Below are 13,518 nucleotides of genomic sequence, written 5' to 3'. Positions count from 1 at the left end.
AATTCTATTCGCCTGGGCCGGACGTTCACCGGATCATGCTCTATCTGTCCGACGCCTGCCAGCGCGGATTGATCCATGGTTCCTGGTTGGACGGCGCCAGCGGCGTGCGGCCAAGGATGTGGTCGGATGCCTTTTCGCCGGTCATGATCGACGGTGCATTGAGATTGCCGTTGGTGACGCGCGGGAAGATCGAGGAGTCCGCGACCCGCAATCCTTCGACGCCGATGACCCGACACTCCGGATCGACGACGCTCATCGCATCGTCGGCGCGTCCCATCTTGCAGGTGCCGCAGGGATGGTAGGCGCTTTCGGCGTGATCCCTGATGAAGACATCGAGATCGTCGTCCGACTGCACATGGCTTCCCGGCGAAATTTCCTGGCCGCGATAGGCATCGAATGCCTTCTGGCCGAAGATTTCGCGGGTCAGGCGGATGCAATGGCGGAACTCCGCCCAGTCGTCCGGATGCGACATGTAGTTGAAGCGGATCACTGGCTTCGATTTCGGATCCGGCGACCGCAGCGTCACCGAGCCGCGCGACTTCGAGCGCATCGGCCCGACATGCGCCTGGAAACCATGCGACTTGGCCGCCGCCTTGCCGTCATAGCGAACCGCCGCCGGGATAAAGTGGTACTGGATATCGGGATAGTCGATGCCGGCGCGCGAGCGCACGAAGGCGGCTGCCTCGAAATGGTTGGTGGCGCCGAGCCCAGACTTGAAGAACAGCCACTGCGCGCCGATGAGCGCCTTCGAGAACGGGTTCAGCACCGAATTAAGCGTGATCGGCTTGGTCGATTCCTGCTGGATGTAGAGCTCCATGTGATCCTGCAGATTGCGGCCGACGCCGGGCCTGTCGGCGAGCACGGCAATGCCGTTTTCGCGCAAATGCTCCGCCGGGCCGATGCCGGACAGCATCAGGATCTTGGGCGAATTGATCGACGAGGCGGCGACGATCACCTCGCGTCGCGCCTTAACGACCTGAATCTGTTTGTGAGCTTCGATCTCAACGCCGATGGCGCGTTGATTCTCGATGATCACCCGGCGGGCAAAGCCCTTGACCAGGCTAACGTTTTTGCGCCTGAGCGCCGGCCTCAGATAGGCTGATGCCGCCGACCAGCGGCGGCCGCCCTGGATGGTCTGCTCCATCGGCCCGAAGCCTTCCTGCTTCGATCCGTTGTAGTCGTCGGTCAATTCGAACCCGGCCTGGCGGCCCGCGTCGACGAAAGCGCCATAAAGTGGATTGCGCCGTGAGCCGCGCTGCACGTGCAGCGGCCCGCCGCGACCACGCCAGCCATCCTCGCCGCCATCAGAATCTTCCATGCGCTTGAAGTAGGGAAGGACGTCGGCAAAGCCCCAGCCGGCCGCTCCCTGTTCGGCCCAATGGTCGAAGTCACGGGCGTGGCCGCGCACATAGACCATGCCGTTGATCGAGGATGAACCGCCGATCACCTTGCCGCGCGGCGTCGCCAGCACGCGGCCACCCAGATGCGGCTCCGGCTCGCTGGCAAAGCCCCAGTCGTAGAGGCTCATGTTGAGCGGGATCGACAGCGCCGACGGCATCTGGATCAGCGGGCCGATATCCGAGCCGCCGAACTCGATGACGATCACAGAATGCTTGCCGTCCTCCGACAGCCTGTAGGCCATGGCCGAGCCGGCCGAGCCGGAGCCGATGATGACGAAATCCGCTTCAAGCATGGTTCATATGCGCCATAAAATCGGCGAGCGAGACGTTGCCGCCAGTTGCCACCACGAGCACGGTCTTGCCCCGCACATCCACCTTGCCGCCGAGCAACGCCGCCAGCGACGCAGCGCCCGACGGTTCGAGCACCAGCTTCATCCGCTCGAAGGCGATCCGCATGGCGCGCCGCACCGATTGATCGTCGACCGTGATGCCGCGCACGCCGGCGGTCTTGACCGCCGCGAAGGGCGCGTCGCCAGGCCGCCGCGACATCAATCCGTCGCAGATCGACTTCGGGCCGATCGGCATGGTCTCGATGCTGCCATGCGCCAGCGATGAACCCATGCCATTGAAACCTTCGGGCTCGACGCCGATGATCTCGGTTGCCGGCGACAGATAATGGAATGCGAGCGACACGCCGCCGATCAGTCCGCCTCCGCCGACCGAGCAGAACAACAGGTCGGCGCTGGCGTCCTTGGCCGAGAGCTGGTCGAGCGCCTCGAGGCCGGCGCCCGCCTGGCCGGCGACGATCTCCGGATCGTCGAACGGATGCAGCAGGGCCAGGCCTTCCGCCTCGGCGATCTCGCGCGCCTTGGCGGCGGCAACCTCTTCGCGCGCGCGCTCGCCATGATCGGTCAGCACGACGCGTGCGCCGTAGCCGGCCGTGGCGTCGCGCTTGGCGGCCGGCGCATCGATCGGCATGACGATGGTGACCGGAATGCCGAGCGCCTGGCCGGCGGCCGCCAGCCCTTGCGCGAAATTGCCGGAGGAATAGGCGACGACGCCCTTCTTCGCCTCGTCGGCGGAAAGCCGCTTCAGCCGCCAATAGGCGCCGCGTATCTTGAACGAGCCAGCCCATTGCAGCGATTCCGGCTTGATGAAGACGCGGGCCGCACCGGTCTCGCGGGCAAGGGCGGCCGATTCCAGCAGCGGCGTGATCTGCGTCGCCCTGGATGTGACCGCATAAGCCTGCTTGAGGTGGTCGAGGGAGGGGACAGGACTTGTCATCATTCGCCTCGTGGATACCTTTTGCTCTCCTCGAGATTGTCGAGGTTCATGTGGTTGCGCATGTAGCGCTCGGATGCCTTCTGCAGCGGCTGGAAATCCCAAGGGTAATAGGCGCCGTTGCGCAGCGCCGGATAGACGACCCAGCGCCTCGCCTGGCTTTCGCGCACGGCGGCGTCGAATTTGGTCATGTCCCAGCGCGCCCGGACCTTGTCCATGAAGGCCGACACCAACACCGCCTTGGCCGGTTCGTCGGCCAGATTGACCCGCTCCAGCGGATCGGCTTCGAGATCGAACAGCTGCGGCGGGTCGAGCTCGCAGTGGATGAACTTGTATCTGCCGTCGCGGATCGCCACCAGCGGCGCGTAGGAGCCTTCGGCGGCATATTCGATCAACACAGGGCCGCTGCGTTGCCCACCCTTGGTGAGCGGCAGCAGCGACTGGCCGTCGGTCCACGGCGCGATTGCATCGATGTCGATGCCGGCGAGGTCACAGAGCGTCGGCGTCACGTCGAGATTGGAGACCGGCGCCTCGATCAGCCCGGCCGGCACGCCTTTGCCGGCGATCATCAGCGGCACCCGCGCCGAGCCCTCGAAGAAGCTCATCTTGAACCACAGGCCGCGCTCGCCAAGCATGTCGCCATGGTCCGAGCAGAACAGGATGATGGTGTCGTCGAGCATGCGCGTGCGCTTGAGGACGTCCAGAACCACTCCGAGCTTGTCGTCGACATAGGAGATGTTGGCGAAATAACCGCGCCGCGAGCGACGCACCTGCTCGGGCGTGATCTCGAAGGACGGATAATCGCTGGCGAGGTACAGCCGCTGCGAATGCGTGTCCTGTTCGTCCTGCGCGATAAAACCCGTTTCCGGGTCGAGCGCCTGGCAATGCTCGTAGAGATCCCAATACTGCTTGCGCGCGACATAGGGGTCGTGAGGGTGCGACAGCGAAACGGTGAGGCACCAGGGCCGATGGTTCGCATCGTCCTGTTCGCGCGAAAGCTGGTAGAGCTTCTGCGTGGCCAGGAACACGACCTCATCGTCATATTCCATCTGGTTGGTGGTCTCGGCGACGCCGGCGCCGGTGACCGAACCCAGATTGTGATACCACCATTCGATGCGTTCGCCGGGTTTGCGGTAGTCCGGCGTCCAGCCGAAGTCAGCCGGATAGATGTCGGTGGTCAAGCGCTCCTCGAACCCATGCATCTGGTCCGGCCCGACGAAATGCATCTTGCCAGAGAGGCAGGTGTAATAGCCGGCGGCGCGCAGATGGTGGGCGAAGGTCGGGATCGATGAGGCGAATTCGGCCGCATTGTCATAGACTCCCGTGCGCGACGGCAACTGACCGCTCATGAACGAGGCACGGCCCGGCGCGCAGAGCGGCGAGGCGGTGTAATTGTTGGCAAAGCGTGCCGAGCGGGCAGCGAGCGCCCTGAGATGCGGCACGTGCAGGAAGTCCGCCGGCCCGTCCGGAAACAAGGTTCCGTTGAGCTGATCGACCATGACGATCAGGAAATTGGGTCGCTTCGCTGTCACTGCTTCCGCCGCTCGCCGAGTTTGATTTCGAGATAGTCTTCGACGAGCGCGATCGCGGTCGCGGCGTCGGGCACGCCCTCCTTCAACGCCCGCCTGATATAGAGCCCGTCGATCATCGCCGCGGTCGCCTCGGCGGCGCGGTCGGCCTCGGCCCTGGGCAGGATGCCGATAAGCCCGCTCATCAGGTTCGAGTGCAGCCGCCGCGCATAGACCCTGAGCAGGCGGCGCAGCGCGGACGACTTCTGTGCCTCGACGTAGAAGGCGAGCCATGCGGCGATGGTTTGCGGCTGGAACTGGATGTCGGAGAAGTTGACGGCCACCACCGCCGAAACGCGTTCACGCGGGGAAGCGGCGGATTGAAGAGCGCGCCGCATGTCGATGGTCAGTTCGGCCAGGATGTGCCGCATCGTCGCCAGCAGCAATTCGTCCTTGGCGCCGAAATAGTGATGGGCAAGCGCCGAGGACACGCCGGCCCGCCCGGCGATCTCGGACATAGTCACGTCGAGCGACCCGCGCTCGCCGATCGCCGAGATCGTCGCGTCGATGAGCGCCTTGCGACGCAGTGGCTCCATTCCGATTTTCGGCATGCTGTTCCCGGCTTTTGCGGGGCAGATTATTTTTTATTGACGCGTCAATCAACAAAAAATCGACGCTGGCGCGACCTGCACCAAGCGATTGTCTGGTTCCGGCCCTTCACGGGCGAGGCAAGAATGTTTATATTTGAACAATAAAGGCGACGTGAGCCGTAAGCCTGTGCCAGGCTGGCGCCAAGGATGGAGAACGCCATGACCGCATGCATCGTCGGATGGGCGCATTCGCGCTTTGGCAAGCTCGAAGGCGAAACGCTCGAAAACCTGATCGTCAAGGTGGCGACCGACGCACTCGACCATGCCGGCATCGGTCCGGACGAGGTCGACGAGATCGTGCTCGGTCACTTCAATGCCGGCTTTTCGGCGCAGGATTTCACCGCCAGCCTGGTGCTCCAGGCCGACGACCGGCTGCGCTTCAAGCCGGCGACACGCGTCGAGAACGCTTGCGCCACCGGGTCGGCGGCGGTCAGACAAGGCATCCGCGCCATCGACGCCAATGCTGCTCGCATTGTGCTAGTGGTCGGCGCCGAGCAGATGACGACGACGCCCGGCCCCGAAATCGGCAAGAACCTGTTGAAGGCCTCCTATCTGCCCGAGGACGGCGAGACGCCAGCCGGTTTCGCCGGCGTCTTCGGCAAGATCGCGCAAGCCTATTTCCAGCGCTATGGAGACCAGTCGGATGCGCTCGCCATGATCGCCGCCAAGAACCACAAGAACGGCGTCGACAATCCCTATGCGCAGATGCGCAAGGATTTCGGCTACGAGTTCTGCCGTCAGGAAAGCGAGAAGAACCCCTTTGTCGCCGGTCCCCTCAAGCGTACCGACTGTTCGCTGGTTTCGGACGGCGCCGCCGCACTTGTCCTTGCCGACACGGCAACGGCACTGAAGATGCGCCGTGCGGTTGCCTTCCGCGCGAACGAACATGTGCAGGACTTCCTGCCGATGTCGAAGCGCGATATCCTGTCGTTCGAAGGCTGCGAGCAGGCTTGGACCCGTGCATTGAAGAACGCCGGCGTCACGCTCGACGATCTCTCTTTCGTCGAGACGCATGACTGCTTCACCATTGCCGAGTTGATCGAGTATGAAGCGATGGGCCTCGCCAGGCCGGGCGAGGGCGCCAAGCTGGCGCTGGATGGCACAACGGCCAAGGACGGCCGACTGCCGGTCAACCCGTCCGGTGGATTGAAGGCTAAGGGCCACCCGATCGGCGCCACCGGTGTCTCCATGCACGTGCTGACCGCCATGCAGCTTGTCGGCGAGGCTGGCGGCATCCAGGTGCCCGGCGCGAAGCTCGGCGGCATCTTCAACATGGGCGGTGCGGCGGTCGCCAACTACGTTTCCATTCTCGACCGGATCAGATAAACCGCCCGCATCTACGGGAGGTGGCATGACAAATCCGGTTCTGATCGAAGTCTTGCGCGGCGCGATCGTCGAGAGCGTGCATCGCGGGGCTGTCGCTGTCTTCGATGCCGACGGCAAGCCGGTCCTGGAGATCGGCGACACCTCCAAACCGGTGTTTCCACGCTCCGCGGTCAAAGCAATCCAAGCCTTGCCGCTGGTCGAAAGCGGCGCAGCGGACGCCTACGGCTTCGGTGACCGCGAGCTGGCGCTCGCCTGTGCGTCCCATTCGGGCGAGCCGGCGCATGTCGAGCTGGCACGTTCGATGTTGGCCAGGGCCGGGCTGGATGGCTCAGCGCTCGAATGCGGCGCGCATTGGCCCTCGAACCACGACGCGGAGATTGCGCTCGCCCGCGCCGGCGGCTCGCCCAACGCACTGCACAACAACTGCTCCGGCAAGCACTCCGGCTTCCTCTGCACCTGCGTACACACAGGCATCGCGCATGGCGGCTACGTCAAGGCGGGACACGCTCTGCAGGAGATGGTGCGCGACGCCATGCAGGCCGTTACCGGCGCTGTGCACGGCGCGGATGAGCGGGCGACCGATGGCTGTTCGATCCCGACCTATGCCGTGCCGCTCAGGAGTTTCGCGCTCGGCTTTGCCCGCATGGCCACCGCACGCCGCTTTGGCCCAGAGCGGGCGAACGCCGCAAAGCGGCTGCTGTCGGCCTGCATGGCGGAACCCTTCTTCGTCGCCGGCACCGGCCGTGCCGATGTCGCTTTGATGGAAGCCGCGCCCGGACGGATTTTTGCAAAAGGCGGCGCCGAAGGTGTCCATTGTAGCGCGATACCCGAGCTTGGCCTCGGCATAGCGATCAAATGCGACGATGGTGCCGGCCGCGCCGGCGAGGCCATCGCTGCCGCCGTCCTTGCCAAGCTGCTGCATGCGGACGAGGCCCTGTCGGCGAAGCTGGCCGCATTGGCAAATGCCCCGATCGAAAGCCGGATCGGCGCCAAGGTCGGAGCGCTGAGGCCGACCGCAGCCCTCAATTGAGGATGGTTTTCAGCTGACGTGATTGCGCTCGACGGTCAGATGGGCATAGCCGGTATTGTCGGATGACGTCAGGTCGCCTGTCGCAGGATCGGCCCAACGCTGGCCAACGATGGCGCCCTTCAGCGCGCCGTCGATGACGTTATCGGAGATGATGGCCGTACCGGCGCCCTCGACCACACTGACGACGATGCCGGTTCCAGCCTTGCGGATGATGTTGCCGGTGGCAACGACATTACGCAGGTACGGCCCCCAGCCGATCTGCATGCCGTAGAGCGGTGCGTTCTCGATGACGTTGTTGGAAACGGTGGTGTCGGCCTCGACCCCGATGCCGACGCCGAACCCCGGCGCATCGGCGGGGTAGGGGCCGCTGGTCGACAGATTGCGCACGATGTTGCCCGAGCAGACACCCATGCGGCCGCCTTCGTTGAAGTTGACGATCGAGATGCCGTTGGCCGCGCCGTCGACGATGTTGTTGCTGATGACGGCGCCCTCGAAGGAGAATTCGGAATAGACGGCCGTTTCGCCCGAGCGCGAGCAGGTGTTGCCTGACACCTGCAGGTTGCTGGAACTGTTGGCGCGGATCGCCGAAAAAGCGCAGTCGGAGACGACATTTCCCGAGATGATGACATTTCCGGCCCGGAAGGCGTTGATGCCGTTGCCGTTCTGGCCGGTTCCGCCGCTGCGCGCGCCGATGCGTTCGACGCGGTTGCCGGTGACCATGGTGCCGTCTTCCGCCGCCTGCCAGCGGTGCAAGAGGATGCCGCCATTGGCACAGTCGGAGACGGTGTTGGCGGTGATCGACAGGCCGGCGGCTTCGACCGAATAGATGCCGGCATCGGCGGCGCCCGATATGTCCGAGCGTTCGATGCGGCCCGCGGCGTGTTCCAGCGCAAGCCCGTTCTTGCCACTGCCGGTTACCTGGCAATTGTCGACGACCAGATGCGCGACCCGGCGCAGATCGAGCAGTCCTTGCGCATAATCGCCCATCGAGCGGTTCGAACCATCGAAGACCAGCCCGCTCAGTTCGATATGGTCGGCCTGTTCGGCCATGAACAGATGGCCGTCGCCGCCATAGACGATCCGCGTTGCACCCGGCACGCCCGAAAGACGCACGCGGCTGGGCAGCGAAAGATTGGATACCACATAGGTGCCGGCCGGCAGGAACACCGGCATATCGCGGCTGTTTGCGTCGCGCAGCAGCTTGGCAAAGGCTTTGCTCTGGTCGTCGAAAGTGCCGGGCTGCACGCCGAGTTCGGTGGCATTGATCGAGCCGCGCATCGAGGCTTTCTCGATGCCGGCAAGGCTGGCGGCCGCCGCCTTGCCAAGCGAGAGGCCGATGACGGCAAAGCCGGCGGTCTGCGTCAGCAGCGTTCGTCTGTTCAACATCGGCACAGGTCCTGGTGTTCAACCCCGGCAGCGCAGGAATCGTGCCAGACCCTCTGTTCCTCTTGGCGAGGGTATCGGCCATGGCTTGTCGAACGGCCGGCCGGCGCCTAAGTTCACATAATGAGCAGAGCTTTTACACGCGAGGAAGATAGCGAAAACGCCATCGCCGGCGTCGGCGAGCGGCCTATCAGCACGCACCGCAATCTGGTGACGGAGCGTGGTTTGGCGCAGATCGAGGACAATCTGAGCGATTTGCGCGACATCTTGGCGAAAGCCGAACGAAAAGGCGACCGCGAGCGCATCGCGGTCGTGTCGCGCGACCTTCGCTACTGGAACGCGAGGCGTGAAAGTGCCGAATTGTCCGTGCCCGAGCCGGGCAGCGACCTCGTTCGCTTCGGCATGGGCGTCACGCTCGAGGGCGATGACGGCAGGAAAGTGCACTGGAAGATCGTCGGCGAGGATGAAGCAAACCCTTCGAAGGGTTCAATTTCGCATGTTTCGCCGATGGCCGTGGCTCTGTTCGGCAAGAAGGTCGGCGAGGTCGTCACGGTCAACGGCAAGGAATGGGAGATCGTCAAGCTCTCGGATGGCTAATCCTTGAGCTTGACAACATGATCGCGGAAGAACGCCACCGCTCCTGTTTCGTCAATTTCCCCGGATGCGACAGCCATGACGAATTCGTAAAGCGTGCCGTTGTCGGCTGCCAAGGCATGGCCGTTCACGATTAAAAATGCGCCAGCGGCCACGATGGCAGTCCGCTTATTGCCGTCAACAAAGGCATGGTTCCTGGCAATGCCGAAGACGTAGGCGGCTGCAAGATCCTCGACTGTTGGATCTCCGTAATTGGCCTTGTTCTCGGCGCGGGCAAGCGCCGATTCAAGAGCATTTTCATCTCTCAAACCTTGCACCCCGCCATGCCTGCGCAATTGCTCTGCATGCATCGCTTCGACCGCGCGCCGGGTCAGGAACTCCCAGCTCATTCGGCGAGCTTCTGAAGCGCGACCTTGTATTTGTCCATGACCTTGCGAGCAGCTTCCATCTGCCGCTCGAAACTGTCGTCCACCGGCTCAAGGGTAATGCCCTTGTCCGTTTCGATGATCTGAAGCTGATCACCTGTCTTCATATTCAGTCGGCCGAGCAGCTCCTTCGGCAGGATCACGCCTTCGGAATTGCCGATCTTGCGAATGATCGTATTCATGACGGATTATCCTGTTGCAATATCGATTATAACTCGATCGTCGCTTTGTTGCAACAGATATTATAACAAACCTGCTACGCCGACAGCAACCGATCCATTAACCGATCTGCCGCTTCCGGAATAACCGTGCCCGGCGGGAAGATCTCGGCAGCGCCAGCCCGCAGCACCGCCTCATAGTCCTGTGGCGGGATGACGCCGCCGGCCACGATCAGCATGTCGCCTTGGCCGAGCTTTTTCAGCGCGTCACGCAATTCGGGGATCAGTGTCAGGTGCCCGGCCGCCAGCGATGAGGCGCCGATAATATGGACGTCATGCTCGACCGCCAGTTTCGCGATCTCTTCCGGTGTCTGGAACATCGCGCCGACCGTGACGTCGAAGCCGAGATCGGCGAAGGCCGTGGCGATCACCTTCTGCCCGCGGTCGTGCCCGTCCTGTCCCATCTTGGCCACCAGGATGCGCGGTTTGCCGCCAAATTTCTTCTCGAAGGCATCGAGCTTGTCCTGCAGCCCGTCGACCACCGGATTGTCGCCAAGCGCCTTGCGATAGACGCCGGAAATGGTCTGCACCGTAGCAATGTGCCGGCCGAAGACTTTCTCAAGGGCAAACGAGATTTCGCCGACCGTGGCATTGGCGCGCGCGGCGCGGATGGCGAATTCCAGCAGGTTTTCATTGCCCTGCGCGGCACGGGTCAGCGCGTCGAGCGCGCTTTCGACGGCGGCGACGTCGCGTGTGCCCTTCAGCCGCTGCAGCTTCGATAATTGCCGGGCCCTGACCTCGGCATTGTCGATCTTGAGCACGTCGACCGCGATGTCGTTCTCCGGCCGATGCGCATTGACCCCGACCAGCATCTGCTCGCCGGAATCGATGCGTGCCTGCGTGCGCGCCGCCGCTTCCTCGATGCGCAGCTTCGGAATGCCCTGCTCGGTCGCCGCGGCTATGCCACCAAGCGTCTCGACCTCCTCGATATGGGTCAGCGCGCGCGCCGCCAGGTCGTGCGTCAGCCGTTCGAGGTAAGCCGACCCGCCCCACGGATCGATGATGCGGGTGGTGCCGGATTCCTTCTGCAGGATGAGCTGCGTGTTGCGGGCGATGCGCGCCGAATGGTCGGTCGGCAGCGCCATCGCCTCGTCGAAGGAGTTGGTGTGCAGCGACTGGGTGTGGCCCTGCGTGGCCGCCATCGCCTCGATCATGGTGCGGATGATGTTGTTGTAGGGGTCCTGCGCCGTCAGCGACCAGCCGGACGTCTGGCAATGGGTGCGCAGCGATAGCGAGCGCTCGTCCTTTGGCGCAAAATTCTTCTTCATCAGGGTCGCCCACAGCAGGCGCGCGGCCCTGAGCTTGGCGACTTCCATGAAGAAGTTCATGCCGATCGCCCAGAAGAAGGACAGGCGCGGCGCGAAGCGGTCGATATCGAGGCCCGCCGCAACACCGGCACGGGCATATTCGATGCCGTCAGCGATCGTATAGGCAAGCTCCAGGTCGGCCGTCGCACCCGCTTCCTGCATGTGGTAGCCGGAGATCGATATCGAATTGAACTTCGGCATGTTCTTCGACGTGTAGGAGAAGATGTCCGAAACGATCCGCATCGATGGTTTTGGCGGGTAGATGTAAGTGTTGCGGACCATGAACTCCTTCAGAATGTCGTTCTGAATGGTGCCCGCCAGATCCTTTTGCGCGACGCCCTGTTCTTCCGCGGCGACGATGTAAAGCGCCATGATCGGCAGCACCGCGCCATTCATCGTCATCGACACAGTCATCTCGCCGAGCGGAATCCCGTCGAAGAGTTGCCGCATGTCGAGCATGGAATCGATGGCGACGCCCGCCATGCCGACATCGCCGGCGACGCGCGGATGGTCGCTGTCATAGCCGCGATGGGTGGCGAGATCGAAGGCGACCGACAGGCCTTTCTGGCCGGCGGCCAGATTGCGCCGGTAGAAGGCGTTGGACTCCTCGGCCGTCGAGAAGCCGGCATATTGCCGGATCGTCCACGGCTGCTGGACATACATGGTCGGGTAGGGGCCCCGCACGAAGGGCGGCAGGCCCGGATAGGTATCGAGAAATGGCAGGCCCTTGAGGTCGGCCTGACTGTACAGATGCTTGACGGCGAGACCTTCCGGCGTCGTCCGCTGCCCCTTGACCTCGGCGGGTGCCCGCCGTGGCGGCGTCCAGCCGATCTGACTGAAATCCGGAATCAAGAAGCAACCCCGATGGATTGGTCGATGCGTACGGGAAACAGCGGTTCGCACAGGACGATGCCTTCGGTGAAGGCTGGCCGGTGCTGCGCGTCCAGCGTCTCGACCGGACGTTCGCCCTGCTGCGGATAGAGCGTGGTGCCGATCAGGGCTCGCTCGCCTGTCTTGAAGGCGGCGTCGCGCCGCGCGGCGGCAGCACGGACGCGGCGCTGGATGTGCCCGCCCTGAAGGCTGGACAGCACACCTCCTTCAGCCTCGATTGCCTGCAACTCCGCCCACGCCGCCTCGCAGAGATCGGTGGTCAAGGCTTCGACCGCGCCTGAACCAAAGGCAGGATCGGCGACATGATCGACATGGCTTTCATTGGCCATGATCAACTGCGCGTTGCGTGCGACGCGGCGGGCAAAAGCTGCCGGCAGGCCGTGCGCGATCGTATGCGGCAGGATGGAGATCGAATCGGCGCCCCCCGCGGCAGCGGCGAAGCAGCCGATCGTCGTGCGCAGTATGTTGGTTTCCGGGTCCAGCGCGGTCATCATGCGAAACGATGTCTCGGCATGGATGTTGGCCGTGGAATTGGGGATCGAGCAGGCCTCCTGCACCCGCGCCCACAACCTGCGCAGTGCCCGGACCTTGGCCATCGAGAGAAACTGGTCCTGGTCGACGCTGAGCGCGAAGCCGATATGGGGTGCTGCATAGACGAGCGGCTGCCGCGCCTTCTCGAACATTCTCAGATACGAGACCGCCGAAGCGAGCATGATGCCGAGCTCCTGCGCTTCCGTTGCGCCGGCATTATGAAAGACGCGTCCATCCGCCTCGAGCAGCACGCCCGGAACGCCCATCGAGAAGAAATGCGCCAGCGATTGCGGCATCGATTCCTGCAGCGCCTCGATCGACATGCGCAGCCGGCCGGTTCCGGCAAGGATTGCCGCCGGGTCGATGCCGAAAGACAAATTGAGCTTTGACGGATCGGAGCGGCGCTTGCTCAGGAACGCCACCAGCCAGTCGGCCATCGGGCGGCTCCAGGGATGGGTGTCGATTCGGATCTGGACGCGGTTGAGGGGCACGCCGTCCAGCACCGTCTCCAGTGCCTGCGCCGTCCTCGGCAGGCCGTAGCCGAATGCGTTCGGAGCCCCTTCGAAGACCAGCGACAGTCCGGTCGCGCCCTGTGCGATGTCTTCCTGGGCCTGGGCCTTAGCGCGATCGATATCGGGGTCGTCGACGCGCTGGCTGACGATCCAGGGCGATCGGGGATTGGTGCGCACGATCGACTCGGTTCCGGTCGCGCGGTCGTAGAGCGGCTCGATGCGGATGTTGTCGTCGGTGTGCGAGACCAGCTTTTCCTCGAAGGACGCACCGGCCAACGCCTTTTCCGCCAAGGCCAGCCATCGCTGGCGCTCGGCATCCGCTGGTTCTACATCCCTGGTCAAGGCTCCGGCGCCCATCCATTTTCCTCGCTTTACGTGGCCGCACCAGCCCGGGTCACTTCAGTCTACGGTCCCCGGTCGGTTATCGCAATGCAATGTGCTTCCAGGTCTCGAATTCGATCC

The 13,518-nt window shown here is 63.7% G+C and carries 12 protein-coding genes; 3 read left to right on the top strand and 9 right to left on the bottom strand.

Annotated elements, in window-relative coordinates:
• Positions 1–40: 40 nt before the first annotated feature.
• The 4 genes from betA to betI are packed head-to-tail and all read right to left on the bottom strand — an operon-like array spanning position 41 to position 4,800.
• The gene (gene betA, locus LB568_RS02710; protein WP_224728974.1) at positions 41–1,693 is read right to left on the bottom strand and encodes a choline dehydrogenase; all 1,653 of its coding nucleotides are present in this window, start codon (positions 1,691–1,693) and stop codon (positions 41–43) included.
• Positions 1,686–2,687, bottom strand: a complete 1,002-nt coding sequence (locus tag LB568_RS02705) for a threonine/serine dehydratase (RefSeq protein ID WP_224728973.1) — start codon at positions 2,685–2,687, stop codon at positions 1,686–1,688. The genes betA and LB568_RS02705 overlap by 8 nt, the downstream gene beginning before the upstream one ends.
• Complete coding sequence (betC, locus tag LB568_RS02700; protein ID WP_224728972.1) at positions 2,684–4,213, bottom strand: choline-sulfatase; 1,530 nt, start codon at positions 4,211–4,213, stop codon at positions 2,684–2,686. The genes LB568_RS02705 and betC overlap by 4 nt, the downstream gene beginning before the upstream one ends.
• A complete protein-coding gene (betI, locus tag LB568_RS02695) occupies positions 4,210–4,800 on the bottom strand; it encodes a choline-responsive transcriptional repressor BetI (RefSeq protein WP_224728971.1) in 591 nt (196 codons plus the stop codon). Before betI ends, betC begins: the two co-directional genes overlap by 4 nt.
• A 198-nt stretch (positions 4,801–4,998) precedes the next feature.
• Here betI and LB568_RS02690 point away from each other — a divergent pair, with 198 nt between their 5' ends.
• Entirely contained in the window at positions 4,999–6,165 is a 1,167-nt protein-coding gene (locus LB568_RS02690; RefSeq protein ID WP_013896482.1) for an acetyl-CoA acetyltransferase, read from the top strand.
• Between the two features lie 25 nt (positions 6,166–6,190).
• A complete protein-coding gene (locus LB568_RS02685; RefSeq protein ID WP_013896481.1) occupies positions 6,191–7,195 on the top strand; it encodes an asparaginase in 1,005 nt (334 codons plus the stop codon).
• A 9-nt stretch (positions 7,196–7,204) separates the two neighbouring features.
• Here LB568_RS02685 and LB568_RS02680 read toward each other — a convergent pair whose 3' ends face one another.
• Complete coding sequence (locus LB568_RS02680; protein ID WP_013896480.1) at positions 7,205–8,581, bottom strand: TIGR03808 family TAT-translocated repetitive protein; 1,377 nt, start codon at positions 8,579–8,581, stop codon at positions 7,205–7,207.
• Between the two features lie 120 nt (positions 8,582–8,701).
• Here LB568_RS02680 and greA point away from each other — a divergent pair, with 120 nt between their 5' ends.
• Positions 8,702–9,175 (top strand): transcription elongation factor GreA, encoded by a 474-nt coding sequence (gene greA / locus LB568_RS02675; protein ID WP_013896479.1) that lies wholly within the window; start codon positions 8,702–8,704, stop codon positions 9,173–9,175.
• On the opposite strand, the gene LB568_RS02670 is transcribed toward greA, so the two are convergent.
• The 4 genes from LB568_RS02670 to LB568_RS02655 all read right to left on the bottom strand — a co-directional run bounded on the left by LB568_RS02670 (position 9,172) and on the right by LB568_RS02655 (position 13,413).
• Positions 9,172–9,561, bottom strand: a complete 390-nt coding sequence (locus LB568_RS02670) for a type II toxin-antitoxin system death-on-curing family toxin (protein ID WP_013896478.1) — start codon at positions 9,559–9,561, stop codon at positions 9,172–9,174. The two genes, greA and LB568_RS02670, sit on opposite strands and share 4 nt — an antisense overlap.
• Complete coding sequence (locus LB568_RS02665; protein ID WP_013896477.1) at positions 9,558–9,779, bottom strand: AbrB/MazE/SpoVT family DNA-binding domain-containing protein; 222 nt, start codon at positions 9,777–9,779, stop codon at positions 9,558–9,560. The genes LB568_RS02670 and LB568_RS02665 overlap by 4 nt, the downstream gene beginning before the upstream one ends.
• A 74-nt stretch (positions 9,780–9,853) precedes the next feature.
• The gene (gene scpA, locus LB568_RS02660) at positions 9,854–11,974 is read right to left on the bottom strand and encodes a methylmalonyl-CoA mutase (protein WP_224728970.1); all 2,121 of its coding nucleotides are present in this window, start codon (positions 11,972–11,974) and stop codon (positions 9,854–9,856) included.
• A complete protein-coding gene (locus LB568_RS02655) occupies positions 11,971–13,413 on the bottom strand; it encodes a methylmalonyl-CoA mutase subunit beta (protein WP_224728969.1) in 1,443 nt (480 codons plus the stop codon). The genes scpA and LB568_RS02655 overlap by 4 nt, the downstream gene beginning before the upstream one ends.
• Positions 13,414–13,518 lie beyond the last annotated feature (105 nt).

This window comes from Mesorhizobium sp. B263B2A, assembly GCF_020165775.1.
In the GTDB taxonomy this organism is placed as follows: domain Bacteria; phylum Pseudomonadota; class Alphaproteobacteria; order Rhizobiales; family Rhizobiaceae; genus Mesorhizobium; species Mesorhizobium opportunistum.
This window is presented reverse-complemented; position numbering and strand designations above follow the sequence as displayed.